Below are 24,889 nucleotides of genomic sequence, written 5' to 3'. Positions count from 1 at the left end.
AAATTGTTTGTTGGCTCGGTATACATAAGAGAGCACCCAATGTATAAACATGTTCTTATTCCAGTCGACTTAAACGACGGTGGCTTTTCTGATAAAGCGCTCGAAGCAGCAATTTGGCATGCCGAACACTCTCAGGCAAAGCTCCATCTACTCAATGTCCTACCTGGAATACATATGTCAATGGTAGCCACTTATTTTCCCAAAGATGCGGCTGCGAAAATGAAACAAGATGTTGAAAAACAGCTTGAGTCATTTGCTCAAAAACATATACCTCAAAGCATCTCATACCAAACATACGTCGTTGAAGGTAAGCCGTACACGTCTATTTTAGATTGTGCAAAAAGGGTAAATGCCGATCTTATCATCATGCCTAGTCACAAACGTTCAAAATTAGACAAAGTAATGCTGGGATCAGTCGCCAGTAAAGTGGTAGAAAACTCTCCCATCAATGTTTTAGTCATTAAACCTCAAGGTTAAATTCACCGCAAAGCGGAAGCTAAGGCGCACCTCGTGCGCCCAATTAATAGTTAATATCTATTGAACATATAGCTTCAATCAAATTTAAATATTGAGAATAGTTATCAATAATGATCCTATCGAAGCCTATGACTGGATCATCTCATGAAAAAGACATTAACTTTTGCCTCAATTCATTTCACCATTGCGTTCAGCGTCGCTTACATTCTTACTGGTGATATTCTAATCGGCAGTCTGATTGCGATGATAGAACCTATGGTCAATACGGTTGCTTTTTACTTCCACGAGCGTCTATGGCAAAGCGTTACTTATTTGAAAAAACATAATGATGCCACTGGAATAAAAACCACCAGCTTTGCGATGGTTCACTTTAGTGTTGCATTCAGTGTTGCCTATTTGCTGTCAGGCAGTTGGTTGGTTGGCGGACTGATGGCCGCTGTAGAGCCGAGTATTAACACGCTTGCTTACTATTTCCACGAACGTGTTTGGCAGCGTAGGCTAAGTATGTCGAGTGCCAAGCAAGCCGTACAAGCATAAGTAAAATTAGACAGGAAAATGTTTTACACAAAGCTCTTCGCTTAATCCGATGGAAAACTTTTGCGTCTGATCATCCAATTCTACCTCAAGAGAGTAAAGATCTTTTGGATCTGGATGGCAGGCGTCAAAGTATATCGGGGCTTCAACTTGAAAAAGAGCACTAACATGGTTGTTTCGCACATCAATTGGCAGTTGATAAGTCATCCCATTGAATTTAACCAAAGCAGAAATTAACCCTGGCGAGTAGGTTTTGTAGTGTAAGTCCACCATAAATTCACATCCCCCACCATGGTGCCAAATTTGCTCTGTGACCAAGTGTTCAAGGCGCACATAGCGAATAAAATGCAGGTACGGCTCTTTCCAAATCCCAACCCTAGCATCACACTTTGTGATTGTATGTTCACCAAGAGGGCAAAGGTCTAATTTATCTTCTTCGAGCAACAGATCGCCATCTTCTTCAATCAATAGAATTTCAAATCGATTGCGACCAAGTTGTAGATGAGGTCGAACATCTTTTTTATATTCAGGCTGTGAACCATCACAATCGAATAAAGCAATACCATTTAGCCGAACCTCGGCATGGCGCTCGATACCGCCTAGTACCAGATCAACAGCTGGGTAGGCAAGCATAACCTCATCTACCTCGATATCATGCATCAAATGCCATTCATATTGTGCAATTTGATCTTCAGAAAGAGAACTGGGAAGCTTGTCACTCAGTGGTGCTGGAAAGGAGATATCATCTTGAGGAATAGAAAGATCTGTCAGTGGTGAGAGCTGCCAAAGACCGGCAAGTGATAATTGCATAAAGCACTAAAACTGATCATCAAAAAGTTGCCAGAAATTATATAGGATTTAGGGCTTGATAGATACTTAACACCTCTCAATCCGACTAAAGAAAAACCAGCCTCTAGGCTGGTTTCGACATGAAATATAAGAAATCAGTCTTCCTCATCTTGTTCAGGATACAGGGCATCTTCACCCTCGTAGTAAGTTCCCCAGCCATCATAAATAATGTCGTACTTCTCAGCGAGGTGAATTAGCTTTTCTACTTGAACATCTATTGCCTCAGCGTTCAACGCCGATTCCATTGTCGCGTCACAACAAAGTAGTTTATTTCCATCTTCGTCTTCAGTCTCTTCAGCTTCTAGAACCTCAAAGCCCATTTTGAACGCTTCAACAACTGCTTTTTCTAGAGTCTCAAAGTTTTCTGCAAAAAGATGATGCTCAATGTCATACAATGCATCTGGCTCACTCCCATCTTCCAGCAAAGCTTGGATGATATCGCGAGTCTCCTCCTTTTGAATCTCAATTAATTCTTCAACTGATAGATATTCGTCTTCATGAGACATAAGTCGGCTCCAGATAGTGGCAATATTGATCAAAAATTAACGCCAAGAAATATCGCATGGATATCATTAAATTGCTACCCACAATAACGCTAGAGTAGTAACTTGATCGCTCACATCACCGAAGATAAGAACAGATTAAGCTCACAAATGGCAAAAATTAACATTTTTTTATCATCAGTGATATTCAGAACTATCTACCGATAGTCGCCATCTATTATAAAAACGACCAATGCGTTTTTATTTTCTACTTATGCATAGATTCGTTCTCATCAAAATTGCATACAAATATAGCTTTCACACTATTATCTGTTAATGTGTGAATAGGTATGCTTAAAACCTTCCTAACCTATCACTAATCATCACAAAGCATAGCGAATAGCGACGCATTGTAACACCTGTTACCCAAGCCATCACCACAGGTGAAAGTAATCAAATCTCAGCCAAAAAGTAGCATTTATAACTAAAAAAAATATAAAAATCAGTTATTGGCTCTGACAAATACACTTGCATCTTGATAACAAGCTTGTCATAAATAGGTAATGGAAATTATCGTAAGGATGCAGAATGAGTGAGTTATACGTAGGTTCAGAAGTAGGCCAGTTGAGGCGTGTACTCTTGGCTCGACCAGAGCGAGCACTGACACACTTAACACCATCAAACTGCCATGAACTACTGTTTGACGATGTTCTTGCCGTAGAAGCTGCGGGAGAAGAACATGATCAATTTGCACAAACACTATCAAATCAGGGGGTAGAGGTTTTACTCCTCCATGATCTATTAGTCGAAACACTGTCTGTGAAAGAGGCAAAAGAGTGGCTACTAGACACCCAAATATCAGATTTTCGTTATGGTCCTACCTTTGCGAGAGATTTACGCCATTACCTATCCGATATGGATAACGAACACCTAGCCACTGTGCTGCTTGGCGGCTTGGCTTATTCAGAGTTACCAATCCAATCCTCTTCAATGCTACCCAAAATGCATCGTCCGCTGGATTTTGTGATTGAACCTCTGCCCAATCATTTATTTACTCGTGATACATCATGCTGGGTTTATGGCGGCGTCTCTCTCAATCCAATGATGAAACCTGCAAGACAACGAGAGACCAATCACCTGAGGGCAATTTATCGTTGGCACCCTGTATTTGCAGGCCAAGATTTCATTAAATATTTTGGGGATGAAGATTTACATTATGATAATGCCAATATTGAAGGTGGCGATGTTCTGGTCATCGGAAAAGGTGCAGTTCTCGTTGGGATGTCTGAACGTAGTACTCCGCAAGGGGTTGAGAATCTAGCAGCCAATCTATTCCGTCATGGCCAAGCAAAGCAAGTCATCGCTGTTGATTTACCCAAACATAGATCTTGCATGCACCTAGATACCGTTATGACTCACATGGATATTGATACTTTCTCTGTCTATCCAGAAATCATGCGAAAAGACCTCGACACATGGAAGCTTACACCAAAAGGCAGTAATGAGATGACGGTGGAGCAAGTTCCAAGTTATACCCATGCAATTGAACAAGCTCTCGGCGTTGACTACCTCAAAATTATTACTACAGGTGGCAATAATTATGAAGCAGAGCGTGAACAATGGAATGATGCCAATAATGTGTTGACCGTCAAACCAGGTGTTGTGATTGGCTATGAGCGCAACGTTTACACCAATGAAAAATATGACAAAGCGGGTATTACCGTTTTACCCATCCCTGGCAATGAATTAGGCCGTGGGCGAGGTGGAGCTCGTTGTATGAGCTGTCCAATAGAGAGAGATAATATCTAGAGCAAAGAACAATGAACGAAAAGGGGAAAGCATGGCTTTCCCTTTTTCCACTATAGCTGGCTCCGTTTAAGCTCTAACACCAGATTCCAAATTAAGCGCTCTTACTTCTTCATCTAATGCTTGGAGCTTGTCTTTCATCTGCTGATGGCAAATGTTAGCAAAATCTCGAATATTACCTTTATCGAAATCTTCTGAACTGACAGGTGGAAGCATCTCAACAATCACATGGCCATTATTCCAGCGGTTGAGTTTAAGGCCACATGTCGTGCTACACACAATTGGTACAACGGCAACCTCAGCTCCTACCGCCGCATGAAATGCGCCTGTTTTAAATGGCAATAAACCACGTCCACGAGAACGTGTGCCTTCAGGAAACATCCATACCGATACTTCGCTAGCTTTCATATTATCGACAACTTGATCGATAGTACTTTTGGCTTTTGAACGATTAGCTCTATCGATCAATATATTACCCGTCAACCAATACAATTGACCAAACAAAGGCATCCAAGCCAAACTTTTTTTCCCTACCGTAACGACTTTCGGCGTCACAGCTGAAGATACGGTAAACAAATCCCAATTATTTTGATGGTTGGCAATGTAGACGTGCTGTCCACGTTGGTATGCATCACTCGGTATGCGTAATTCTAGAGTGACACCAAAGACACGAGACATCTTGCTAAACAAGCGACCAAAGGTAAAAACATGTTTGGGGTTTCGAGGACTCAATAAGCAATAACCACAGCCAAATATAAACATCACAATAGCAAAAATCGCGACAGCGAATACACGTAATAGTGCAATCATTAGTTGTGCTCCAACAACAAAACAGTCAGTAGTCTATGTCCATGACTCTAACTGATCTTACCCTCATAAAAAAGCCGAAACTCCCGTTTCGGCTTAGCTTTGCGAGTTAGAATCAGTGAGAATCGCTAAAGCGCTCGATATTCGCTCCAAGAGAAGATAACTTATCTTCGATCTTATCGTAACCGCGATCTATATGATAAATTCTATCGACGATCGTTTCACCTTGAGCAATACAGCCCGCAATAACTAAACTGGCTGACGCACGTAAATCAGTCGCCATTACTTGAGCGCCACTCAATTCTTCTACATCACCACAAATAACAGTGTTGCCTTCAATTTCAGCTTTTGCGCCCATGCGCATCAGTTCAGGCACGTGCATAAAGCGATTTTCGAAAATAGTTTCCGTGATCACTCCACCACCTTGAGCCATGATGTTCAGCAGAGTAAATTGTGCTTGCATATCGGTCGGAAAGCCTGGGTGCGGTGCGGTTCGGACAGTCACAGCTTTTAACTCACGCTCGCGCATATCAACTGAAATCCAGTCTTCGCCAGTTTCAACTTTAGCTCCGGCCTCTTCTAGCTTTGCTAACACAGCTTCAAGTAAATGGGCTTTCGTATTACGGCATACCACTTTGCCTCGTGATACCGCAGCGGCCACTAGGAAAGTCCCTGTTTCAATGCGATCTGCCACAACAGCATGTTTACCACCACCAAGATATTCAACACCTTCAATGGTAATAGTATCTGTCCCGGCACCTGATATCTTGGCACCAAGTTGATTAAGAAATTCTGCAGTATCAACAATTTCAGGCTCGCGCGCGGCATTATCTAGCACTGTCGTTCCTTGAGCTAAGGTCGCGGCACTCATAATGGTTATCGTGGCACCAACGCTGACTTTGTCCATAACAATATGAGCACCTTGTAATCGCCCATCAACACTTGCTTTTACATAACCATCTTCTAGCACAATAGTTGCGCCCAACTGCTCTAAGCCATGGATATGGAGATCAACGGGTCTGGCCCCAATAGCGCAGCCACCAGGAAGTGACACTTGTCCCTGACCAAAACGAGCGACTAAAGGTCCGAGAGCCCAAATAGATGCACGCATTGTTTTGACTAAATCATAGGGTGCGCAGAACTCATGGATACCACTTGGATCAACATGCACAGAACCATTACGCTCAACTTTCGCACCCAAACGCTTTAGCAGCTGCATTGTGGTGTCAATATCACGCAAGTGAGGAACATTAGCTACCTCTACTGGTTCTTGCGCCAAAATAGAGGCAAATAATATTGGCAACGCCGCATTTTTTGCTCCTGAAATCGTGACTTCACCGTTCAGTGGTTGCTTGGAACCTATTACTCGAAACTTATCCATTATTAACCCTTACAGAGACATCAGTTTCTTATCTCGAGCCCACTCGTCTGGGGAGTAAGCCTTAATAGAAACGGCATGGATGTCATTTCGTTGAATATATTCCATCAATGGAGCATATACCAACTGTTGTTTTTTGACTCGACTCATTCCTTCAAAACAAGCATCTACCGCCACGACCTCGTAATGGCTACCCTCACCTTTGACGTGAAGTTCTTCTAAATTAAGTGCTTGCTCTAAAATTTGCTGTACTTTGGCACTATCCACCACTTACCCCTGTTTACTTCTTTATATGCCCATCGATACATTCTTCAACGTTGCTCAACTGAAACAAAGTTAGCAGTTGTTTCGGCACGAAACTGAGCATTATATGACAGTTTTTAATTTTTGCATGCTCTAAAAGATGAATTAGCATCACCATACCGGCAGAGTCAACTCTCTCTACCTTTTCTAAACTTAGCTCTATATTGGGGTAACCGGGATTCCATTGAGACAAAAACGCCCACAATTCTGGTACAGACTCTCTATCAAGCACTCCTAGTATCTGATATTTGTCGTCAGACAATTGCCGCCATTGTTCCGAGCTCATTTGTCTTTACTCTCGAAACGAATTGGTCGAGCTGCCAGTTCTTCAAGTTCTTTAGCAACAGACAAGATACCCTCTTGACGCAATTGTGTACTCCACTCTGATTGTTTGCTGGAAAGTAAACTGACTCCCTCAGCGATAATGTCAAAAGCCTTCCACTCACCCGTTTTTTTGTCTTTTCTCAATTTAAATTCGAGCTTGATATTGGGCCTTGGGCTATCGATAATGTCGACTTTCACGCCCGTAATCTTCTTGTTTGCATCTATTTTGGGTTCAGGGCCAAACTCAATCTCTTGGTTAGTGTATTGAGTTAAAACCTGGGCGTAAGAGCTCACCATATAGGCTCGAAAAGCGTTAATAAACGTACCAACATCTTCTCGTTTAGCGCCTTTTAAATTAGGTCCTAATAGCTTTAATGCGGCATATTTTTCGTTGATATACGGCATTAATTCTTCTTCGACAATCACTTTCAGGTGATCGGGATTTTTATGAATAGCCTCCTGTTCTGACTTAAGTCGACTAAAAGCTATTTCTGACACCTGCTTCATCATTTGGTAAGGCTGCGTTTTGTCAATATCAGTCGCATTTACTGTCAAGGTGACAGTATACAGAGCTAAGCTCACTAATAACCGCTTTAACATGATTAGTCCTCTTCCTTCTTGTCTGAATCACCGCCACCAACACTGTATAAGACTTGCCCTATCAGATCTTCTAATACCAGAGCTGATTTAGTATCTTCGATATAGTTACCATCGACCAACATCTCTTCATCATCAAAAACAAAGCCTGGTGTTAACCCTATATATTGCTCGCCTATCAAACCTGAAGTTAATATCTTCACGCTCGATGTGTCTGGAAATTGATCGTATTCCGCGTTAATTGACATAGTGACGACAGGAAGAAGATTTTCTTTATTGAGTCCAATATCTGCCACACGTCCGATGACTACTCCCCCAACTTTAACAGGTGAGCGTACTTTTAAACTTCCTATATTATCGAACTCAGCTTTGAGTGTGTAAGTATCGTTTGTACCCAACCCTTTTACGTCAGCTACTTGAAAAATCATCACCAAAACTGCGCAAATTCCAGCAATAACAAAAGTGCCAACCCATAATTCAATTTTTCTTGTTTGTTGCATAATTAATTCCCAAACATCAAGGCTGTCAGTACAAAGTCTAAACCAAGTACTGCCAATGAAGAATGTACAACGGTACGAGTTGTAGCTCGACTTATCCCTTCTGAGGTCGGAATAGCGTCATACCCATTGAACAATGCTATCCAAGTTACTGTGATAGCAAATACTAAACTCTTAATTAAGCTATTGCCGATATCCTGCCCGAGTTCAACCGAAGCTTGCATAGCAGCCCAGAAGCTCCCGTGGTCAATGCCTTTCCAATCGACACCCACTAATTGGCCACCCCAAATACCCACTGCCATAAAAATCATCGCTAGCATAGGCATTGATATCACTCCTGCCCAAAAGCGCGGTGCGATAACCCTTTTTAGAGGATCGACAGCCATCATTTCCAGACTTGATAACTGCTCAGTTGCCTTCATCAAGCCAATTTCAGCGGTCAAAGCCGATCCTGCTCTACCTGCAAATAAAAGAGCAGTAACAACAGGCCCCAATTCTCGGAGCAATGACAACGCGACCATTTGCCCCAGAGCACCCTCGGCACCAAAATCCACCAGAATGATGTAACCTTGCAGGCTCAATACCATACCGATAAACAGTCCCGATAATACAATGATGATCAAAGATTGAACGCCAACGCTATACAATTGCTTAATCAATAAAGGCAGATTTTTAATTGGTTGAGGTCGAGATGCCAGAGCACCAAACAACATCAAACTTGCGCGGCCAAAAGACTCAAATACATTGAGTGTTCTTCGTCCTGTAGCGGCAATAAAGTCTGCCAGATCAAATGCCATCGAAGATCTCCTTCGCTAAAGACTGTGCGGGGAAACGAAATGGCACTGGTCCATCGGCATCCCCTTGAAGAAATTGTTGTACTTGTGGATCCGGGTTAGCTCTTAATTCTGCTGGCGTTCCCTTGGCGATAATTTTACCATTAGCCAAAATGTAGACCCAATCAGCGATACTCATTACCTCAGGAACATCATGAGACACCACCACAGAAGTAATACCCAAAGCTTGATTTAGATTACCAATCAACTCGACCAAAACCCCCATTGTAATAGGGTCTTGACCGACAAATGGCTCATCATACATGATGAGATTTGGATCAAGAGCTATTGCACGCGCCAACGCAGCTCTCCGAGCCATCCCACCAGATAGCTCGCTTGGCATCAATTGTGCCGCACCACGTAAGCCCACAGCTTCAAGCTTAAGTAATACTAAAGTACGAATCAGTTCTTCGTTTAAATGAGTATGCTCTCGAAGCGGAAAGGCAACATTGTCAAAAACATTGAGATCAGTGAACAATGCGCCAGATTGGAACAGCATGCTCATTTTTTTTCGTTCTTGATACAATCGCTTACGACTTAATGTTGGAATATTTTTACCATCAAACCACACTTCTCCTTGTTCTGGATGAAGTTGCCCTCCAATCAGACGTAATAAGGTCGTTTTTCCTATGCCAGAAGGTCCCATAATCGCGGTAATTTTTCCGCTCGGAACATTCAGGCTAACATCATCAAATATCCGCCTTTTACCGCGGGAAAAAGTTAAGTTGTTAATGGTTACAAGATCAGAAGAAGACATGGCACACCCTGACTTAGCGCTTCGAATCGGCAATCATAAGCGCATTAAGTAACAATTTAAAGCACTGCTCAATGAATTATGGCTAACATTTTACTAAATAAACTTATCTCTCTTTACATAGCTGATATCGCCCATCAATTTTATTGGTGAGTGAGCAATTAATTACTTCCCTTTTTTCAGTTAAACCGTCAAAATCAGCTGTTAATTTTATCCGTTTAGCCACTAAATTAAGGATCACCATGTTTGAAGCGATTGCGTTTCTGGTTGTTGGATTAGGCTTTCTAGTTTGGAGTGCTGATAAGCTCGTTTTTGGTGCTGCAGCATTAGCACGAAACATGGGTATTTCTCCCCTTGTTATCGGCATGACCATCTTGGCGATGGGCTCTTCTGCACCAGAAATGATGGTATCAGCAACCGCTGCGTTAGGTGGCAAAACAGATACAGCGGTTGGCAACGTATTAGGCTCAAACATTGCTAATATAGCATTAATTCTTGGTATTACTGCAATGGTCAAACCCTTGTCGATTAGCTCGGCGATCCTCCGTAGAGAGTTCCCCCTAATGATTGGTGTAACCATTCTGGCTGGAGTATTACTATGGGATAGCCGACTTGGTTTTTATGAAGGTGTCTTACTGTTTGTTCTCTTTACCGCTTTTATAGTCGCTATGCTACGGATTAGCCGAAAAGAGCAACAAAGCGGTCAACAGGACCCTTTACTCGAAGAACAAGAATCAGAGATACCAGAGGGTGTTAGTAATCTCAAAGCAGTAATCTGGGTAGTTGTCGGATTGGTTATCTTACCTATTGCCGCAGATACGTTGGTCGATAGGGCTGTCTACATTGCCCAATATTTTGGTATGAGTGATCTTGTGATTGGACTGACTATAATAGCGGTCGGCACGAGCTTACCAGAACTTGCTGCTTCTCTCGCTGGAGTGATGAAAGGCGAGGACGACCTCGCTGTAGGTAATATTATCGGCTCTAACGTTTTTAATATCCTTGCCGTCATGGGCATTCCCGGAATTTTGAATCCATCCATTCTTAGTCAATATGCCATGGGAAGAGACTTTTGGATCATGCTGGGTGTCTCTTTGCTTTTAGTTGCTATGGCTTTGGGTAAATCACGAAGTATTAATCGTATTGAGGGTGCCATACTTTTCTGCTGTTTTATTACATATCAAGGATACTTAATCCTCAATATGACCGCTTAAACTTTAATTGCTGGGAGTTTGACATGTTTGACTTTCGCTCCGCTGCCCTTGCAGTGTTGAATACAGAGATCGAGGCTCTTGAACAGCTCGAACAATATGTAAATGATAATTTTGCAGATACTTGTGAGCTTATTCTCTCCAACCATGATGGGAAAGTTGTGGTCATGGGTATGGGAAAATCTGGTCATATTGGAAAAAAAATTGCAGCCACACTTGCTAGCACAGGTACCTCAGCATTTTTTGTTCATCCAGGCGAAGCCGCTCATGGCGATCTCGGCATGATAAAAGCTGGAGATATTCTCCTTGCGATCTCTAACTCTGGTGAATCCTCAGAGATTCTAGCTTTGTTTCCAGTACTCAAAAGATTAAACATTAAAGTCATAAGTATGACAGGCAAACCTTCTTCGACGATGGCGAAATTGTCTGACTATCACCTGCAAGTCACCGTTCCTAGAGAGGCATGTCCTTTAGGTCTGGCTCCAACTGCCAGTACAACAGCCACTCTGGCTATGGGAGATGCCTTGGCGATCGCTTTACTTCAAGCTCGCGGTTTTACAGCTGAAGATTTTGCTTTATCACACCCAGGAGGTGCTTTAGGAAGAAAGCTATTACTGAGGCTTTCTGATATTATGCACACAGGTGACAAGCTTCCTCTAGTGAAACCCGAAACCCTTGTTAGAGACGTATTGTTAGTCATTAGTCAAAAAGGTCTTGGGATGGCAGCAGTCGTTGACGAGAATCAAAAACTGGTCGGTATTTTTACTGATGGTGATCTGCGCCGAATACTCGACAAACGTGTTGACATACATAACGCAAAAATCAGCGACGTCATGACCACTCACCCAACGACAGCTAATCCCAACATTCTTGCCGCAGAAGGGCTCAACTTAATGCAAGATAAGTCGATAAATGGTCTTATTTTGTGTGATAAAGATAAAGTAGTGGGTGCACTAAACATGCATGACCTATTGAAAGCAGGAGTCATGTAATGTCGACTATGATTCAAACTTTATACAAACCAGTGGAACCAAAAACATTTAATATTGCCAAAAGTGTTAAGTTGTTGATTTGCGACGTGGATGGTGTGTTTTCTGATGGGCTCATTTACATGGGTAATAATGGTGAAGAATTAAAAACTTTCCACACCAGAGATGGGTATGGTGTTAAGTCACTGATGAACGCAGGTATCGAAGTCGCAATCATCACCGGACGACAGTCAAACATTGTGGAAAATCGCATGCACGCTCTTGGCATATCGCTGGTCTACCAAGGTCAGGATGACAAACTACAGGCCTATCAAGACATATGTGATAAGTTGAAAATATCACCAAAACATACTGGCTACATCGGCGATGATCTCATCGATTGGCCCGTAATGGAAAAAGTGGCATTAAAAGTGTGCGTAGCAGACGGTCATCCCTTATTGGTACAGCGAGCAAACTATGTCACTAAAACACTTGGCGGGCATGGTGCTGTCAGAGAAGTCTGTGACCTTATCTTACAGTCTCGTAATGAACTTGAAGTCCATCAAGGTCTGAGTATATGAGCTTATCTCGTATCGGTTACCTTTTGCTGGCATTCGTTATTTCTTGGTCAACATACTATTTGATCGAGAGAAGCGATGGGTACGACATACAGGTTGAACCAAACACTGAACTACCCATGTTTAGCGGTGAAAACCTAACCAACACCTCATTCAACGAGCAAGGTATTCGCAGCTATGTCATTACCTCTGTTAGACTTGACCACTACGCCACAAGCGGTAATACCATTTTTGATCACCCAGTCTTAAAAGTTTACAGAGAGGGAACGACACATGAGTGGGAGGTCACAGCTGAACAGGGCACCTTGGATAAAGACCATGTCCTGACTCTGAGAACAAATGTACTTGCAAAAAACCTACTGCCTGAATCAGGTTTTGATACTATGTCAACCGAAATACTGAGCATTCAACTGGATAATCGTGACTTTTGGGCTGATAACCAAGTTACTTTGGTCGGACCACAATTTGAAACCGTAGGTCAAGCGATGAAAGGTAACTTTGCCGAGAATAATGCAACCCTATACAATAACGTACAAAGTAGATATGAAACTGTCACACCTTAGCCTAATTTCTTTTTTACTAATTTCAGGACCAGTCTTTGCCTTGTCGACTGACCTAGATCAACCAGCCTATATCAATTCTGCAACTCAGCAGCTTGATATGCAAAGCAATAAAGCGACCTTTATAGGAGAGGTCACACTCAAGCAAGGAAGTATCAATATTAATGCGGATAAGGTTATCGTCACCCGCAACCCAAAGGATGGTACAATTCAGGAAATAGAAGGGTATGGCGATCTTGCCACTTTTTCACAGCTCACTGACGATGGAAAAACACTTTATGGTGAAGCAAAAGAGCTCTACTACAAAGTCGTCAAAGACGAATTGATCATGATAGAAAAAGCGATGCTATCTCAGGATGATAGTGAAATACGCAGCAAAAAAATTCGATACAAAATTTCTGATCAGAAGCTTATCGCAGATGGAAATCAAACGGGTGAGCGTGTAAAAACAATCCTTCAGCCACAAACGATTCAAGAATAACTATGGCAAAATTAAAAGCAGAGCACTTAGCAAAGACTTACGGTAACCGACGAGTTGTCAGCGATGTAAGCCTAGAAGTGACTTCAGGGCAAATTGTTGGTCTACTCGGCCCCAATGGTGCTGGTAAAACCACGTCGTTTTACATGATAGTTGGTCTTGTCGCTCGCGATGAGGGATCCATTACCATTGACGGTAAAGATATTAGTATCCTTCCTATGCACAGCCGTTCTCGAATGGGAATTGGCTACTTACCGCAAGAAGCTTCTATCTTTCGCAAACTGTCAGTTGAAGATAACATCATGGCAGTTCTGGAAACTCGTGACGAGCTTACACGCGAGCAAAGACAAGACAAACTGGAAGATTTACTTGAGGAGTTTCATATTCAGCACATTCGACACAGTGCAGGTATGGCACTCTCTGGCGGGGAACGTCGACGCGTAGAAATCGCCAGAGCTCTTGCCGCCAATCCTCAGTTTATTTTGTTAGATGAGCCCTTTGCTGGTGTCGATCCTATTTCAGTCATCGATATCAAAAAGATCATTGAACACTTACGTGATCGTGGGTTGGGTGTACTTATAACAGACCATAATGTGCGTGAGACATTGGATGTATGTGAAAAAGCATACATAGTCAGCCAAGGGCACTTGATTGCTGAAGGTACGCCAGATCAAGTGCTTAACAATGAACAAGTAAAACAAGTTTATCTCGGTGAACAATTCCGTCTATGATTAAACTGAAGAACGATAAGATTCTATAGCATCTTCTAAGGCAAATAATACTGAATGAAACCCTCATTACAACTCAAGCTAGGACAACAGTTAGCAATGACCCCACAGTTGCAACAAGCCATTCGCTTGCTGCAACTATCTACTCTGGATCTCCAGCAAGAGATTCAAGAAGCCTTGGACTCCAACCCTCTGTTAGAAGTAGAAGAGAACTCAGAAGACAATACAAACCCCGAAGAAAAGTCAGTGAGGGAAGAAAAAGAAAGTAGTTCTGAAGTCACAGAGCCAGAGGTGAAAGACAGTTCAGAACTTATCGAAACTTCAGAAATAAGTAAAGAACTCGAAATTGATACAACATGGGAAGATGTGTACAGCGCGAATACAGGCAGTACTGGCTTAGCTTTAGATGACGACACTCCCGTATACCAAGGTGAAACCACTCAATCACTACATGATTACCTTACTTGGCAGTTGGATTTAACCCCATTTAGTGACACGGACAGAACCATAGCTATGGCGATAATTGACGCTATAGACGACTATGGCTACCTCACAATATCGACCCAAGATATTCTCGAAAGCTTTAACCATGAAGAAATTGAGCTTGATGAAATTGAAGCCGTCCGCAAGCGTATTCAGCAGTTTGATCCCTTAGGCGTTGCATCAAATAATTTGCAAGATTGCCTGCTACTGCAGCTTGCCGCTTTCCCCGAGGATACTCCTTGGCTAAAAGAAGCTCAATTAGTGCTGACTGAACATATTGATCAGCTAGGCAATCGCGATTATAAGCTGATTATAAGAGATGCTAAGCTAAAAGAGTCCGATCTTAAAGAAGCCTTAAATTTAATCCAACAATTGGACCCAAGACCTGGCAGTCGTATTGCAGCAGAGCACGCTGAATATGTCATTCCAGATGTATCTGTATTTAAAGAGCATGGTAAATGGCGGGTAACCATAAACCCTGACTCTATACCCAGACTGAAAGTAAACCAACATTATGCAGCTTTAGGAAAGGGGAACAGCTCCGATAGCCAATATATTCGCTCCAATCTACAAGAAGCGAAATGGCTGATAAAAAGTCTAGAAAGCAGAAATGAAACTTTGTTAAAGGTTGCAAAATGTATCGTTGAACATCAGCGTGATTTCTTTGAGTATGGGGAAGAAGCAATGAAACCCATGGTACTCAATGATGTCGCTCTGGATGTCGATATGCACGAATCGACAATTTCAAGGGTAACGACCCAGAAATTCATGCACACTCCGAGAGGTATTTTTGAATTAAAATATTTCTTTTCTAGCCATGTAAGCACTGATAATGGTGGAGAGTGTTCATCCACTGCAATCCGAGCTTTGATCAAAAAGTTGGTTGCTGCCGAAAATAGTGCCAAACCACTCAGTGACAGTAAGATTGCAGCTCTACTTGCTGACCAGGGGATTCAGGTCGCTAGACGAACCATAGCGAAATACCGAGAATCTCTAGGCATCGCCCCTTCGAGTCAGCGCAAACGCCTACTTTAAGGCCTTTAACCAAGAAGGAAAGTCTATGCAAATCAATATAAATGGCCACCACATTGAGCTTACCGATTCAATGCAAGACTATGTCAATGAAAAGTTTCAAAAGCTTGAGCGATTTTTTGACCATATAAACAACGTACATGTTGTTCTAAAAGTTGAAAAACTTCGCCAGATCGCCGAAGCTACCCTTCACGTCAACCAAGGAGAGATTCATGCATCTGCGGATGAAGAAAGCATATACGCTGCAATCGACTCTTTGGTAGACAAATTGGTTAGACAATTAAACAAACACAAAGAAAAACTGAATACACACTAAATATCATGCGATTAAGTGAAATACTCTCATTGGACTGCACCAAAAGTGCAGTCCAATGCACTAGTAAAAAACGAGCTCTCGAGATGATCAGTGAAATCGTCGCGATGCGCACTGGACAAAACCCCACAGAGCTTTTTGAATGTATGCTTAGCCGAGAAAAAGTCGGCAGCACTGGCATAGGTAATGGTATTGCCATACCTCATGCTCGTATGCACTCAACAGACCAAGCCATTGCGGTTCTACTACAATGTGAATCTCCTATTGAATTTGATTCAGTGGACAATCGACCGGTAGACCTACTATTTGCTCTGCTAGTACCAGATGCCCAATGTAAAGAGCACCTTAAAACCCTTTCAAGCATGGCTGAAAGGCTAAATAACAAGCAAGTCCTAAAACAGTTACGTAAAGCTAAATCCGACCAAGAGCTCTACGATATTATGGTTAATCACTAATGAGACTTATCATTGTCAGCGGACAATCTGGAGCAGGAAAAACGGTAGCACTCCGTGTTCTAGAAGATTTAGGCTATTACTGTGTTGACAACTTACCGATAGATCTACTGGACAAGTTTGTTAAATCAGTCAAATCAAGTAAACAAAATGTGGCGGTCAGTATTGATATTCGTAACTTACCCACAGAACCTAACTTACTCACTGACGTGCTGACCAAGCTAAAAAAATCTTCTGATGTGAGTTTGCTGTTTCTGGATGCTAAAAAAGGTTCGCTACTAAAACGCTATAGCGAAACGCGGCGTATCCACCCATTAACACTCAGCCAAGAAAACACCTCTTTAGAACAAGCAATAGAGAAAGAGCGTAGTATCCTATCCCCACTGAAAGAGCATGCAGACTTAGTGATTGACAGTAGCAATCAATCCCTGCATGAACTGAGTGAGATGGTCAGAATGCGCATCGAAGGCCGTGAACGCAAAGATCTTGTTATGGTATTTCAGTCTTTTGGCTATAAGTATGGTTTGCCTAGTGATGCAGATTATGTGTTTGACGTGCGCTTTTTACCCAATCCCCACTGGGAGCCAGCATTGAGGCCAATGACAGGACTCGACGCACCTATCAAAGCTTTTCTGGAGAGTCATCAAGATGTACTTGATTTAAAAAAACAAATTGAGACCTTTATAGAAAATTGGTTACCTTTACTTGAGAAAAATAATCGCAGCTATTTGACTGTTGCCATCGGCTGCACAGGCGGGCAACATCGCTCAGTTTATCTTGCCCAACAGATTGGTGAACATTTCGCTCAAATTGGACATCAAGTTCAGATCCGCCACAAAAGTCTAGAAAAAAATCACAAGGAATAACCCATGCCACACGAGAGCAGAACCGTCCTTATCCAAAACCGATTGGGGCTACACGCTCGTGCGGCGGTAAAACTTGTCGAACTTGCTCAATCGTTTGATGTTACCTTAACAATACAAAATCATGAGGGTAAAGAAGTTTGTGCAGATAGTGTAATGGGCTTGCTCATGCTTGAATCCTCTCAAGGTGAACATGTTACGATTATCGCTGAAGGTAACGATGCTCAACCCGCACTTGATGCAATTTGCCACCTGATCGAAGATAAATTCGAAGAGACTGAATAACTTTCTCACCCAAGATAAAAGAAAAATCATTCCCTTTGTATTAACTTATTAAATAAACACTAAAATTAAGTTACTATTCGACGTATTGTAAGCTGATAGAGTCAGGGGGAAGAGATGGCAGAGCAAATTGAATTCGATCAAGCTCACCAAGCCCTCCAAGAAGTTTCAGAAGCTCTAGAAAATGGCCGATTTGTCCATGTCCGGCGACAACTTCAGGACATGGAGCCGGAGGATATTGCCCATCTGTTAGAAGCCTCTCCACGAAAAAGCCGAGATGTACTTTGGCAACTCACCGATCCTGAAGATTACGGTGAAATTCTGGATGAACTTAATGAAGACGTCAAAGACGCTTTAGTCTCAAAGATGGAGCCTGAAGTGCTCGCGGAAGCCACCGAAGGCATGGACACCGATGATGTCGCCTACGTTCTGCGAAGCTTACCTGACGATGTCTCGCGTGAAGTCCTTTCACAAATGGACATCTCCGACCGCTTAAGGGTCGAAACAGCATTATCCTACCCTGAGGATAGCGCGGGCGGCTTGATGAACACAGATGTGATTACCATTCGTGGTGATGTCGATGTCGATGTTGTTCTTCGCTATCTGCGCATAAAAGGGGAATTACCTGAAGCAACAGATGCGCTTTACGTGATAAATGAAGACAGTCAACTTATTGGTCAGCTGCCGATCACAACCCTGATCACAACACAGCCTGATGTCAAAGTCAGTGACGTTATGGCTGATGCTGACGAAGCAATAGAAGTCACCATGAGTGACTCTGATATTGCTAGCCTTTTTGAACGGCGAAATTGGGTCTCGGCCCCTGTCATTAATGAACATCAGCATCTTGTTGGCCGAATTACTATTGATGATGTCGTAGATGTTATTCGTGAAGATGCTGAACACTCTATGATGAGTATGGCGGGTATGGATGATGATGAAGACACCTTTGCTCCCGTATTTAAATCCGCTCGCAAACGCAGTATTTGGCTAGGTGCGAATGTGCTTGCGGCGCTGGCCGCGGCGTCTGTATCAAATATGTTCGAAGCAACGTTAGAGCAAATGGCAGCGATTGCGGTTCTGATGACTATAGTGCCTTCGATGGGAGGTGTAGCAGGAAATCAAACCGTAGCACTTGTAATAAGAGGACTCGCGCTTGGTCATATCGGTGATGCAAACAAGCGTGAGCTACTGGCCAAAGAAGCGGCCATAGGCCTAGTAAACGGGATCATGTGGGCGCTAATCATAGGTGGTATTGTGGTCGCTTGGAAAGGTAATTGGATGTTGGGGGGAATTATCTCAGCAGCCATGCTAACCAACCTGCTCGTGGCAGGCATCGCTGGTGTTACCATTCCTATCCTACTGAAAAAAATGAAGATTGACCCTGCACTTGCAGGTGGAATGGCACTAACAACCGTCACGGATGTGATTGGTTTATCGGTATTTTTAGGCTTAGCGACATTTATGATTTAGCCAAACCAGAGCGTTCAAAAAAAGCACAGTCCATACTGTGCTTTTTTGACCTCTAAAAGACACTAGTTGATATTAGGGCCTAACCATTTCTCAGCTTCCAAATTATCCCACCCTTTCCGTTTCGCGTAACTCTCAACTTGGTCTTGCTGAATCTGAGCAATCGCAAAATAACGCGAGTCAGGGTGTGAAAAATACCAGCCTGAGACTGAAGCTCCAGGCCACATGGCATAACTTGTGGTTAAAGACATCTCTATTGTCTTTTCAACGTTGAGCAATTCCCACAACGTTGCTTTCTCTGTATGCTCAGGGCACGCAGGATAGCCAGGCGCTGGTCGAATACCCTGATATTTCTCCCTTATCAGCTCTTCATTAGATAAATTTTCATCTTTAGCATAACCCCAAATTTCTCTGCGTACTCGCTCATGAAGATACTCGGCGAACGCTTCTGCAAGCCTATCCGCCACAGCCTGAATCATAATCGCGTTATAGTCATCTCCGTTAGCTTTATATTCATCAGCCAACTCACGTTCTCCAATTCCCCCGGTCACCGCAAAGGCGCCAATCCAATCGGACTTTCCGCAAGTTTTAGGTGCAATATAATCTGATAGACAGTAATTGTAGCCCTTAGGTTTTTCAGTTTGCTGGCGCAAGTTATGTAATGTTTTATAAACTTGAGTACAAGACTCATCGGTATAAACTTCAATATCATCACCAACACTTGCCGCTGGGAAAAGCGCGCACATGCCGCGAGCTTTTAATAGTCCCTCTCTTTCAACTCTATCAAGCAATTCATTAGCATCGGCAAACAATCTTTTAGCTTCTTCTCCAACCTCTTCATGTTCAAAAATTGCCGGATATTTCCCGACCAAAGACCAAGTCATAAAAAATGGAGTCCAGTCAATGTAACGACGAAGAATTGCGACATCAAAATCATCAAACACATGTATCCCAGGTTTTGCCGGAGCCGGTGGAGTATAGCTATCCCAATCGATGGCTACTTTATTCTCTCGTGCTTGTTCAAGTGTTACTGGCTTAGTGCGCGGCTTCTTACGATTATGTTGATCGCGAACTCGCACATAATCTGCATCTAGCTTTTCAATAAAGGCTGGGCGTAACTCGTCAGAAAGTAGGGATGTACAAACACCCACAGCACGCGACGCATTGTTCACATACACAACTGGATGGCGATAATTTTGTTCTATCTTGACTGCGGTGTGAGCTTTAGAAGTTGTCGCTCCGCCTATCAATAACGGCAAGTGGTAATCAAGACGCTCCATTTCTTTAGCTACATGGACCATTTCATCAAGAGAAGGGGTAATCAAACCGGACAAGCCTATAATATCGACATTTTCTTCTATGGCGACCTTGAGTATTTTCTCACATGGCACCATTACGCCCAGATCAATAATTTCGTAATTGTTGCATTGTAAAACGACCCCAACGATGTTTTTACCTATATCATGAACATCGCCTTTAACCGTTGCCAACAGTATCTTACCGTTAGAAGATCCGGCTTGTTTTTCGGCATTGATGAAGGGTTCTAAGTGTGCGACAGCTTGCTTCATCACTCGAGCAGACTTCACCACTTGGGGAAGAAACATCTTACCCTCACCAAATAAATCACCGACCACATTCATACCGTCCATTAAAGGACCTTCAATCACCTCAAGAGGCTTAGCTGCGTTGATGCGTGCTTCCTCGGTATCCTCAACAATAAATTCCGTAATACCTTTCACCAAGGCATGTTCTAACCGTTTGGCTACGGGCCAGGTTCGCCACTCAAGTGCGCTAGCATCTTCCTCTTTACCGACCCCTTTTTGTGCGTATCCGGCAGCGATGTCTAGTAATCGTTCGGTTGCGTCATCACGGCGATTAAGAACCACATCTTCTACAGCTTCTCTAAGCTTTTCAGGAACATTGTCATAGATTTCTAACTGGCCAGCATTCACTATGCCCATATCCATACCATTACGAAAGCAATGGTAAAGAAACACAGCATGAATGGCTTCACGGACGTAATTGTTGCCCCGAAATGAAAAAGAAACGTTGGACACACCACCTGAAATCATCGCATAAGGAAGATCGCGCTTAATATCCGCAACCGCATCAATGAAATCGACCGCATAGTTGTTATGTTCTTCGATACCCGTCGCAACGGCAAATATATTAGGATCGAAGATAATATCTTCTGCAGGGAAACCCACTTCATCAACCAAAATTCGGTATGCTTGAGTACAGATTTCCAACTTTCTCTGACGAGTTTCTGCCTGACCAACTTCATCAAACGCCATGACAATAACCGCAGCGCCATAGCGGCGAATAAGTTTTGCTTGCTCAATAAACTTATCTTTCCCTTCCTTCAAGGAAATAGAATTCACAACCCCCTTGCCTTGGATACACTTAAGCCCTGCTTCTATGACCTCCCATTTAGATGAGTCAACCATAATTGGAACTCTGGATATTTCAGGCTCTGAAGCACACAGGTTGAGGAAGCGCACCATGCATGCCTCTGCATCAAGCATACCCTCATCCATGTTTATATCGATAATTTGAGCGCCATTTTCCACTTGCTGACGAGCAACATCGAGCGCCTCATCGTATAACTCTTCTTTTATCAAACGTTTAAAACGTGCTGAACCTGTCACATTAGTTCGTTCACCCACATTCACAAATAAAGTGTCTTTCTCTATGGTCAGCGGTTCTAATCCAGAAAGACGGCACGCTACGGTTAGCTCTGGCAACTGACGAGGTGTGATAGCTTCCACTGCCTCCGCCATGTGGCGTATATGCTCAGGGGTTGTACCACAACATCCACCGATTAAATTGAGAAAACCACTCTGAGCCCATTCCTTAACATGCATTGCCATGTCTTGAGGAGATAGATCATATTCGCCAAAAGCATTAGGTAACCCTGCATTCGGGTGGGCAGAAACAAATGATTCTGCAATACGGGACAATTCCTCGACATAAGGACGAAGTTCATCAGGACCAAGAGCACAATTAAGACCAAATGAAATAGGCTTTACATGGCGAAGAGAATTATAGAAAGCTTCTGTTGTCTGTCCTGATAGTGTCCTGCCTGATGCATCTGTGATGGTGCCAGAAATCATGACAGGCAATGCCAGACCAAATTCTTCAAAAACACTATCAACTGCGAATGCACAAGCTTTGGCATTTAACGTATCAAATATGGTTTCAATAAGTATTAGATCAGAGCCACCTCTTATAAGAGCTTTGGTGGATTCTGAGTAAGCACTAACTAACTGATCAAAACTTACATTGCGGTAACCTGGGTCATTAACATCTGGAGAAATAGAACAAGTGCGATTGGTGGGACCAAGTACGCCGGCAACATAACGAGGCTTTTGTGGATTCTTTGCTGTCCATTCATCAGCCGCTGCGCGGGCTAGTTTTGCCGCTTGGTAGTTAATCTCTTCGCTAAAGCTTTCCATATCGTAGTCGGCCATGGCGATTGTTGTAGCATTAAACGTATTGGTTTCAAGGATATCAGCACCTGCTTGTAGATACTCACAGTGGATAGCCTTAATCAAATCTGGTTGAGTTAATACTAAAAGATCATTGTTACCTTTAAGATCACAGTGCCAATTAGCAAAACGCTTTCCACGGTAGTCTACTTCTTCTAGTTTATGCCCCTGAATCATGGTGCCCATACCACCATCAATAAGCAATATGCGATGTTTTAACTGAGTTTCTATCTCTTGCCTTATATTACTTCCCACTATACAGCCCCATTACTTTCCTTATTCAGCCATCCTATCACAGTTTTAAAAGGAGTCTAGACGTCTAAACGACTAAATTTCTCACCTAAGAATGACAAAAAACGTTTGCTATTTAATCACGTCGAGAAGAGAATTCTCAGTCATAATTTGTCACACTTTGAGATCCCAATGTCGGTTTACTACACTCTCTGTTTTTTATCTGCCGCCGCAATGTTTATTGCCTTTATAAACAGCAAGATAGGAAAGATGCAAACAACCATTGCTATTACGGCAGGCTCTATGGTCCTATCTCTTCTTATTCTAATCGCTGGACAAAACAACTGGTTTCATCTGACCGAAATTGCTTCTGATACCGTATCGAGTATTAATTTTGAAGACTTTCTACTCAAAGGCATATTGGGTTTTCTACTGTTTGCTGGTGGTTTAGGCATTAAGTTACCTCACTTAAAGAATCAAAAGTGGGAGATTACCGTTCTCGCATTGGGCGCTACATTATTCTCAACCTTTTTCATCGGTTTTGTCCTATATGGTTTCTGCCAGCTGCTCGGTGTTCAATTTGACCTTGTATATTGCTTGCTCTTTGGCGCACTAATTTCACCGACCGACCCTATTGCCGTTCTTGCTATTGTCAAAAAACTAGACGCACCTGAGCGTATCTCCACTCAAATCGAGGGAGAATCTTTATTTAACGATGGTTTCGGCTTAGTTATATTCGTCACGCTGTTCACCATAGCATTTGGTAGTGAAGCTCCAACAGTAGGTAGCGTCACTATGCTGTTTATCCAAGAAGCTATTGGTGGCATCGTATATGGATTTGCTCTTGGATTGCTATTCCATTACCTCATCAGCTCAACCGACGATCACTCAATGGAGTTACTGCTAACGATAGGTGTGCCTACGGCTGGTTATGCATTTGCAGAAGTTCTGCACGTTTCAGGGCCGCTTGCTATGGTTGTATCTGGAATTATGATCGGCAACTGGACTCGATTTATTGGTTTCTCTAAAGAGAGTGAAGACCACCTTGATCACTTCTGGGAACTCGTCGATGAGTTTTTAAACGGCGTGCTGTTTCTTTTGATCGGTATGTCCATGCTACTGTTTGAATTCCATGAAGAAGATTGGATCTTAATGGCATTTTCCGTACCCCTAGTACTGGGCGCGCGTTACCTAAGTGTTTTCCTTGCGTATATCGGCTTTAAACGGCATAGAAAATACAACCCATGGTCAGTTAAGATCCTGACTTGGGGCGGTTTACGGGGCGGTTTAGCTCTAGCTATGGCCCTTTCTATTCCCTCAGGCATTTGGGTTATTCAAGACAAGCTCATCGACGTGAAAGAAATTATCCTCGTTATGACTTACTCAGTCGTAGTGTTTTCCATCTTAGTTCAGGGTTCAACGATTACCCCTATGATAGAAAAAGCCAAGCTTGCTGAAAAAGAGATGGAGTCGGATAATAACTAATCATCATATCCAACTATTAACAGAAAGGCTCTATCAGAGCCTTTCTGCTTTTCTCAGAGATCTTAACACTAGTACGAAATATCTAAACTTCTAATCATAGAGAAGCAACATCTTCGTATCCTACAGATTCCTATAGCTTAAATATCAAAGCCATCGATTAAGCTTGAGGAACAGTGTCTACTGGAAAGCAATAAAATAGAGGTGTTGGATAAAAGAAAACCCCAGCATTGCTGCTGGGGTTTAGAAAAAGTGGCGGAGCGGACGGGACTCGAACCCGCGACCCCCGGCGTGACAGGCCGGTATTCTAACCAACTGAACTACCGCTCCGCACTGGTTAGACTCTTGAGTCTAAATATAAAGCCTGGCGATGTCCTACTCTCACATGGGGAAGCCCCACACTACCATCGGCGCTATTGCGTTTCACTACTGAGTTCGGCATGGAGTCAGGTGGGTCCACAACGCTATGGTCGCCAAGCAAAATTTGTTAATTCGGAAAGCTGTTTCTTCGTTCTTACACATTCAATGTTCTAGTTGAGTCCACAACAAAACCCTTTGGGTGTTGTATGGTTAAGCCTCACGGGCAATTAGTACAGGTTAGCTCAACGCCTCACAACGCTTACACACCC

The 24,889-nt window shown here is 42.8% G+C and carries 27 protein-coding genes, 1 tRNA gene and 1 rRNA gene; 16 read left to right on the top strand and 13 right to left on the bottom strand.

All coding sequences use genetic code 11. From position 1 onward, the window contains the following. Window positions 1–39 precede the first annotated feature (39 nt). Both DPF90_RS18475 and DPF90_RS18470 read left to right on the top strand, forming a co-directional pair. Entirely contained in the window at window positions 40–477 is a 438-nt protein-coding gene (locus tag DPF90_RS18475) for a universal stress protein (protein ID WP_114787793.1), read from the top strand. A gap of 144 nt (window positions 478–621) precedes the next feature. Then, complete coding sequence (locus DPF90_RS18470; RefSeq protein ID WP_114787792.1) at window positions 622–1,014, top strand: DUF2061 domain-containing protein; 393 nt, start codon at window positions 622–624, stop codon at window positions 1,012–1,014. A 6-nt stretch (window positions 1,015–1,020) separates the two neighbouring features. On the opposite strand, the gene DPF90_RS18465 is transcribed toward DPF90_RS18470, so the two are convergent. Both DPF90_RS18465 and rraB read right to left on the bottom strand, forming a co-directional pair. Further along, window positions 1,021–1,821, bottom strand: coding sequence for a glycosyl hydrolase 2 galactose-binding domain-containing protein (locus DPF90_RS18465; RefSeq protein ID WP_114787791.1), 801 nt, complete (start codon window positions 1,819–1,821; stop codon window positions 1,021–1,023). A gap of 134 nt (window positions 1,822–1,955) precedes the next feature. Continuing rightward, window positions 1,956–2,366: a ribonuclease E inhibitor RraB gene (rraB, locus tag DPF90_RS18460; protein WP_114787790.1), complete on the bottom strand. Its 411-nt coding sequence runs from the start codon at window positions 2,364–2,366 to the stop codon at window positions 1,956–1,958. Between the two features lie 564 nt (window positions 2,367–2,930). On the opposite strand from rraB, the gene arcA reads away from it, so the two are divergent. Next, the gene (arcA, locus tag DPF90_RS18455) at window positions 2,931–4,151 is read left to right on the top strand and encodes an arginine deiminase (RefSeq protein WP_114787789.1); all 1,221 of its coding nucleotides are present in this window, start codon (window positions 2,931–2,933) and stop codon (window positions 4,149–4,151) included. 66 nt (window positions 4,152–4,217) lie between these two features. Here arcA and DPF90_RS18450 read toward each other — a convergent pair whose 3' ends face one another. The 8 genes from DPF90_RS18450 to mlaF form a co-directional block, all read right to left on the bottom strand. Next, window positions 4,218–4,958 carry a 1-acylglycerol-3-phosphate O-acyltransferase gene (locus DPF90_RS18450; protein ID WP_114787788.1) on the bottom strand — a complete coding sequence of 247 codons (741 nt, stop codon included), beginning with the start codon at window positions 4,956–4,958 and terminating at the stop codon, window positions 4,218–4,220. Between the two features lie 112 nt (window positions 4,959–5,070). Next, on the bottom strand, window positions 5,071–6,336 hold the full coding sequence (gene murA / locus DPF90_RS18445) for a UDP-N-acetylglucosamine 1-carboxyvinyltransferase (protein ID WP_114787787.1): 1,266 nt from the start codon (window positions 6,334–6,336) through the stop codon (window positions 5,071–5,073). Between the two features lie 9 nt (window positions 6,337–6,345). Continuing rightward, window positions 6,346–6,600, bottom strand: a complete 255-nt coding sequence (gene ibaG / locus DPF90_RS18440; RefSeq protein WP_114787786.1) for a BolA family iron metabolism protein IbaG — start codon at window positions 6,598–6,600, stop codon at window positions 6,346–6,348. Window positions 6,601–6,613: 13 nt separating this feature from the next. Next, window positions 6,614–6,922, bottom strand: a complete 309-nt coding sequence (locus tag DPF90_RS18435) for an STAS domain-containing protein (RefSeq protein WP_114787785.1) — start codon at window positions 6,920–6,922, stop codon at window positions 6,614–6,616. Beyond that, complete coding sequence (mlaC, locus tag DPF90_RS18430) at window positions 6,919–7,560, bottom strand: phospholipid-binding protein MlaC (RefSeq protein ID WP_114787784.1); 642 nt, start codon at window positions 7,558–7,560, stop codon at window positions 6,919–6,921. Before mlaC ends, DPF90_RS18435 begins: the two co-directional genes overlap by 4 nt. 2 nt (window positions 7,561–7,562) lie before the next feature. After that, the gene (mlaD, locus tag DPF90_RS18425) at window positions 7,563–8,057 is read right to left on the bottom strand and encodes an outer membrane lipid asymmetry maintenance protein MlaD (RefSeq protein WP_114787783.1); all 495 of its coding nucleotides are present in this window, start codon (window positions 8,055–8,057) and stop codon (window positions 7,563–7,565) included. Window positions 8,058–8,059: 2 nt separating this feature from the next. Continuing rightward, complete coding sequence (gene mlaE / locus DPF90_RS18420; protein WP_114787782.1) at window positions 8,060–8,851, bottom strand: lipid asymmetry maintenance ABC transporter permease subunit MlaE; 792 nt, start codon at window positions 8,849–8,851, stop codon at window positions 8,060–8,062. Beyond that, window positions 8,841–9,644: a phospholipid ABC transporter ATP-binding protein MlaF gene (gene mlaF / locus DPF90_RS18415; protein ID WP_114787781.1), complete on the bottom strand. Its 804-nt coding sequence runs from the start codon at window positions 9,642–9,644 to the stop codon at window positions 8,841–8,843. The genes mlaE and mlaF overlap by 11 nt, the downstream gene beginning before the upstream one ends. 239 nt (window positions 9,645–9,883) lie before the next feature. On the opposite strand from mlaF, the gene DPF90_RS18410 reads away from it, so the two are divergent. The 12 genes from DPF90_RS18410 (at window position 9,884) to mgtE (ending at window position 19,062) form a co-directional block, all read left to right on the top strand. After that, window positions 9,884–10,855: a calcium/sodium antiporter gene (locus tag DPF90_RS18410; protein ID WP_114787780.1), complete on the top strand. Its 972-nt coding sequence runs from the start codon at window positions 9,884–9,886 to the stop codon at window positions 10,853–10,855. 23 nt (window positions 10,856–10,878) lie between these two features. Beyond that, window positions 10,879–11,844, top strand: a complete 966-nt coding sequence (locus DPF90_RS18405) for a KpsF/GutQ family sugar-phosphate isomerase (RefSeq protein WP_114787779.1) — start codon at window positions 10,879–10,881, stop codon at window positions 11,842–11,844. Then, a complete protein-coding gene (gene kdsC / locus DPF90_RS18400) occupies window positions 11,844–12,401 on the top strand; it encodes a 3-deoxy-manno-octulosonate-8-phosphatase KdsC (protein WP_114787778.1) in 558 nt (185 codons plus the stop codon). The genes DPF90_RS18405 and kdsC overlap by 1 nt, the downstream gene beginning before the upstream one ends. After that, the gene (lptC, locus tag DPF90_RS18395) at window positions 12,398–12,961 is read left to right on the top strand and encodes an LPS export ABC transporter periplasmic protein LptC (protein ID WP_114787777.1); all 564 of its coding nucleotides are present in this window, start codon (window positions 12,398–12,400) and stop codon (window positions 12,959–12,961) included. Before kdsC ends, lptC begins: the two co-directional genes overlap by 4 nt. Next, window positions 12,942–13,439, top strand: coding sequence for a lipopolysaccharide transport periplasmic protein LptA (gene lptA / locus DPF90_RS18390; RefSeq protein ID WP_114787776.1), 498 nt, complete (start codon window positions 12,942–12,944; stop codon window positions 13,437–13,439). The genes lptC and lptA overlap by 20 nt, the downstream gene beginning before the upstream one ends. 2 nt (window positions 13,440–13,441) lie before the next feature. After that, a complete protein-coding gene (lptB, locus tag DPF90_RS18385; RefSeq protein WP_114787775.1) occupies window positions 13,442–14,167 on the top strand; it encodes an LPS export ABC transporter ATP-binding protein in 726 nt (241 codons plus the stop codon). A 54-nt stretch (window positions 14,168–14,221) separates the two neighbouring features. Beyond that, window positions 14,222–15,682: an RNA polymerase factor sigma-54 gene (locus DPF90_RS18380; RefSeq protein WP_114787774.1), complete on the top strand. Its 1,461-nt coding sequence runs from the start codon at window positions 14,222–14,224 to the stop codon at window positions 15,680–15,682. Window positions 15,683–15,707: 25 nt separating this feature from the next. After that, complete coding sequence (gene hpf / locus DPF90_RS18375; protein WP_114787773.1) at window positions 15,708–15,995, top strand: ribosome hibernation promoting factor; 288 nt, start codon at window positions 15,708–15,710, stop codon at window positions 15,993–15,995. 5 nt (window positions 15,996–16,000) lie between these two features. Then, complete coding sequence (gene ptsN, locus DPF90_RS18370; protein WP_114787772.1) at window positions 16,001–16,447, top strand: PTS IIA-like nitrogen regulatory protein PtsN; 447 nt, start codon at window positions 16,001–16,003, stop codon at window positions 16,445–16,447. Further along, window positions 16,447–17,310, top strand: coding sequence for an RNase adapter RapZ (gene rapZ / locus DPF90_RS18365; RefSeq protein WP_114787771.1), 864 nt, complete (start codon window positions 16,447–16,449; stop codon window positions 17,308–17,310). The genes ptsN and rapZ overlap by 1 nt, the downstream gene beginning before the upstream one ends. Window positions 17,311–17,313: 3 nt before the next feature. Beyond that, window positions 17,314–17,592, top strand: coding sequence for an HPr family phosphocarrier protein (locus DPF90_RS18360; protein ID WP_114787770.1), 279 nt, complete (start codon window positions 17,314–17,316; stop codon window positions 17,590–17,592). A 114-nt stretch (window positions 17,593–17,706) separates the two neighbouring features. After that, a complete protein-coding gene (mgtE, locus tag DPF90_RS18355) occupies window positions 17,707–19,062 on the top strand; it encodes a magnesium transporter (protein WP_114787769.1) in 1,356 nt (451 codons plus the stop codon). A gap of 62 nt (window positions 19,063–19,124) precedes the next feature. Here mgtE and metH read toward each other — a convergent pair whose 3' ends face one another. Continuing rightward, on the bottom strand, window positions 19,125–22,802 hold the full coding sequence (metH, locus tag DPF90_RS18350; protein ID WP_114787768.1) for a methionine synthase: 3,678 nt from the start codon (window positions 22,800–22,802) through the stop codon (window positions 19,125–19,127). 168 nt (window positions 22,803–22,970) lie between these two features. Here metH and DPF90_RS18345 point away from each other — a divergent pair, with 168 nt between their 5' ends. Next, window positions 22,971–24,263, top strand: a complete 1,293-nt coding sequence (locus tag DPF90_RS18345; protein ID WP_114787767.1) for a cation:proton antiporter — start codon at window positions 22,971–22,973, stop codon at window positions 24,261–24,263. 250 nt (window positions 24,264–24,513) lie between these two features. Here the strand turns inward: DPF90_RS18345 and DPF90_RS18340 are convergent. Together DPF90_RS18340 and rrf are read right to left on the bottom strand one after the other, a co-directional pair. Next, window positions 24,514–24,590: transfer RNA gene (locus tag DPF90_RS18340), tRNA-Asp, on the bottom strand. Window positions 24,591–24,622: 32 nt separating this feature from the next. Then, window positions 24,623–24,738 (bottom strand): 5S ribosomal RNA (rrf, locus tag DPF90_RS18335). Window positions 24,739–24,889 lie beyond the last annotated feature (151 nt).

Source organism: Vibrio tetraodonis, from assembly GCF_003350295.1.
GTDB lineage: Bacteria > Pseudomonadota > Gammaproteobacteria > Enterobacterales > Vibrionaceae > Vibrio > Vibrio tetraodonis.
This window is presented reverse-complemented; position numbering and strand designations above follow the sequence as displayed.

Coding starts and splice junctions, on each gene's coding strand:
- mgtE (WP_114787769.1), top strand. CDS start 17,707: ATGGCAGAGCAAATTGAATTCGATCAAGCTCACCAAGCCCTCCAAGAA.
- DPF90_RS18345 (WP_114787767.1), top strand. CDS start 22,971: ATGTCGGTTTACTACACTCTCTGTTTTTTATCTGCCGCCGCAATGTTT.
- DPF90_RS18410 (WP_114787780.1), top strand. CDS start 9,884: ATGTTTGAAGCGATTGCGTTTCTGGTTGTTGGATTAGGCTTTCTAGTT.
- mlaD (WP_114787783.1), bottom strand. CDS start 8,057: ATGCAACAAACAAGAAAAATTGAATTATGGGTTGGCACTTTTGTTATT.
- DPF90_RS18470 (WP_114787792.1), top strand. CDS start 622: ATGAAAAAGACATTAACTTTTGCCTCAATTCATTTCACCATTGCGTTC.
- DPF90_RS18360 (WP_114787770.1), top strand. CDS start 17,314: ATGCCACACGAGAGCAGAACCGTCCTTATCCAAAACCGATTGGGGCTA.
- kdsC (WP_114787778.1), top strand. CDS start 11,844: ATGTCGACTATGATTCAAACTTTATACAAACCAGTGGAACCAAAAACA.
- mlaC (WP_114787784.1), bottom strand. CDS start 7,560: ATGTTAAAGCGGTTATTAGTGAGCTTAGCTCTGTATACTGTCACCTTG.
- mlaE (WP_114787782.1), bottom strand. CDS start 8,851: ATGGCATTTGATCTGGCAGACTTTATTGCCGCTACAGGACGAAGAACA.
- rraB (WP_114787790.1), bottom strand. CDS start 2,366: ATGTCTCATGAAGACGAATATCTATCAGTTGAAGAATTAATTGAGATT.
- ptsN (WP_114787772.1), top strand. CDS start 16,001: ATGCGATTAAGTGAAATACTCTCATTGGACTGCACCAAAAGTGCAGTC.
- DPF90_RS18450 (WP_114787788.1), bottom strand. CDS start 4,958: ATGATTGCACTATTACGTGTATTCGCTGTCGCGATTTTTGCTATTGTG.
- hpf (WP_114787773.1), top strand. CDS start 15,708: ATGCAAATCAATATAAATGGCCACCACATTGAGCTTACCGATTCAATG.
- murA (WP_114787787.1), bottom strand. CDS start 6,336: ATGGATAAGTTTCGAGTAATAGGTTCCAAGCAACCACTGAACGGTGAA.
- DPF90_RS18380 (WP_114787774.1), top strand. CDS start 14,222: ATGAAACCCTCATTACAACTCAAGCTAGGACAACAGTTAGCAATGACC.
- rapZ (WP_114787771.1), top strand. CDS start 16,447: ATGAGACTTATCATTGTCAGCGGACAATCTGGAGCAGGAAAAACGGTA.
- DPF90_RS18405 (WP_114787779.1), top strand. CDS start 10,879: ATGTTTGACTTTCGCTCCGCTGCCCTTGCAGTGTTGAATACAGAGATC.
- lptA (WP_114787776.1), top strand. CDS start 12,942: ATGAAACTGTCACACCTTAGCCTAATTTCTTTTTTACTAATTTCAGGA.
- lptB (WP_114787775.1), top strand. CDS start 13,442: ATGGCAAAATTAAAAGCAGAGCACTTAGCAAAGACTTACGGTAACCGA.
- DPF90_RS18435 (WP_114787785.1), bottom strand. CDS start 6,922: ATGAGCTCGGAACAATGGCGGCAATTGTCTGACGACAAATATCAGATA.
- mlaF (WP_114787781.1), bottom strand. CDS start 9,644: ATGTCTTCTTCTGATCTTGTAACCATTAACAACTTAACTTTTTCCCGC.
- DPF90_RS18465 (WP_114787791.1), bottom strand. CDS start 1,821: ATGCAATTATCACTTGCCGGTCTTTGGCAGCTCTCACCACTGACAGAT.
- lptC (WP_114787777.1), top strand. CDS start 12,398: ATGAGCTTATCTCGTATCGGTTACCTTTTGCTGGCATTCGTTATTTCT.
- arcA (WP_114787789.1), top strand. CDS start 2,931: ATGAGTGAGTTATACGTAGGTTCAGAAGTAGGCCAGTTGAGGCGTGTA.
- DPF90_RS18475 (WP_114787793.1), top strand. CDS start 40: ATGTATAAACATGTTCTTATTCCAGTCGACTTAAACGACGGTGGCTTT.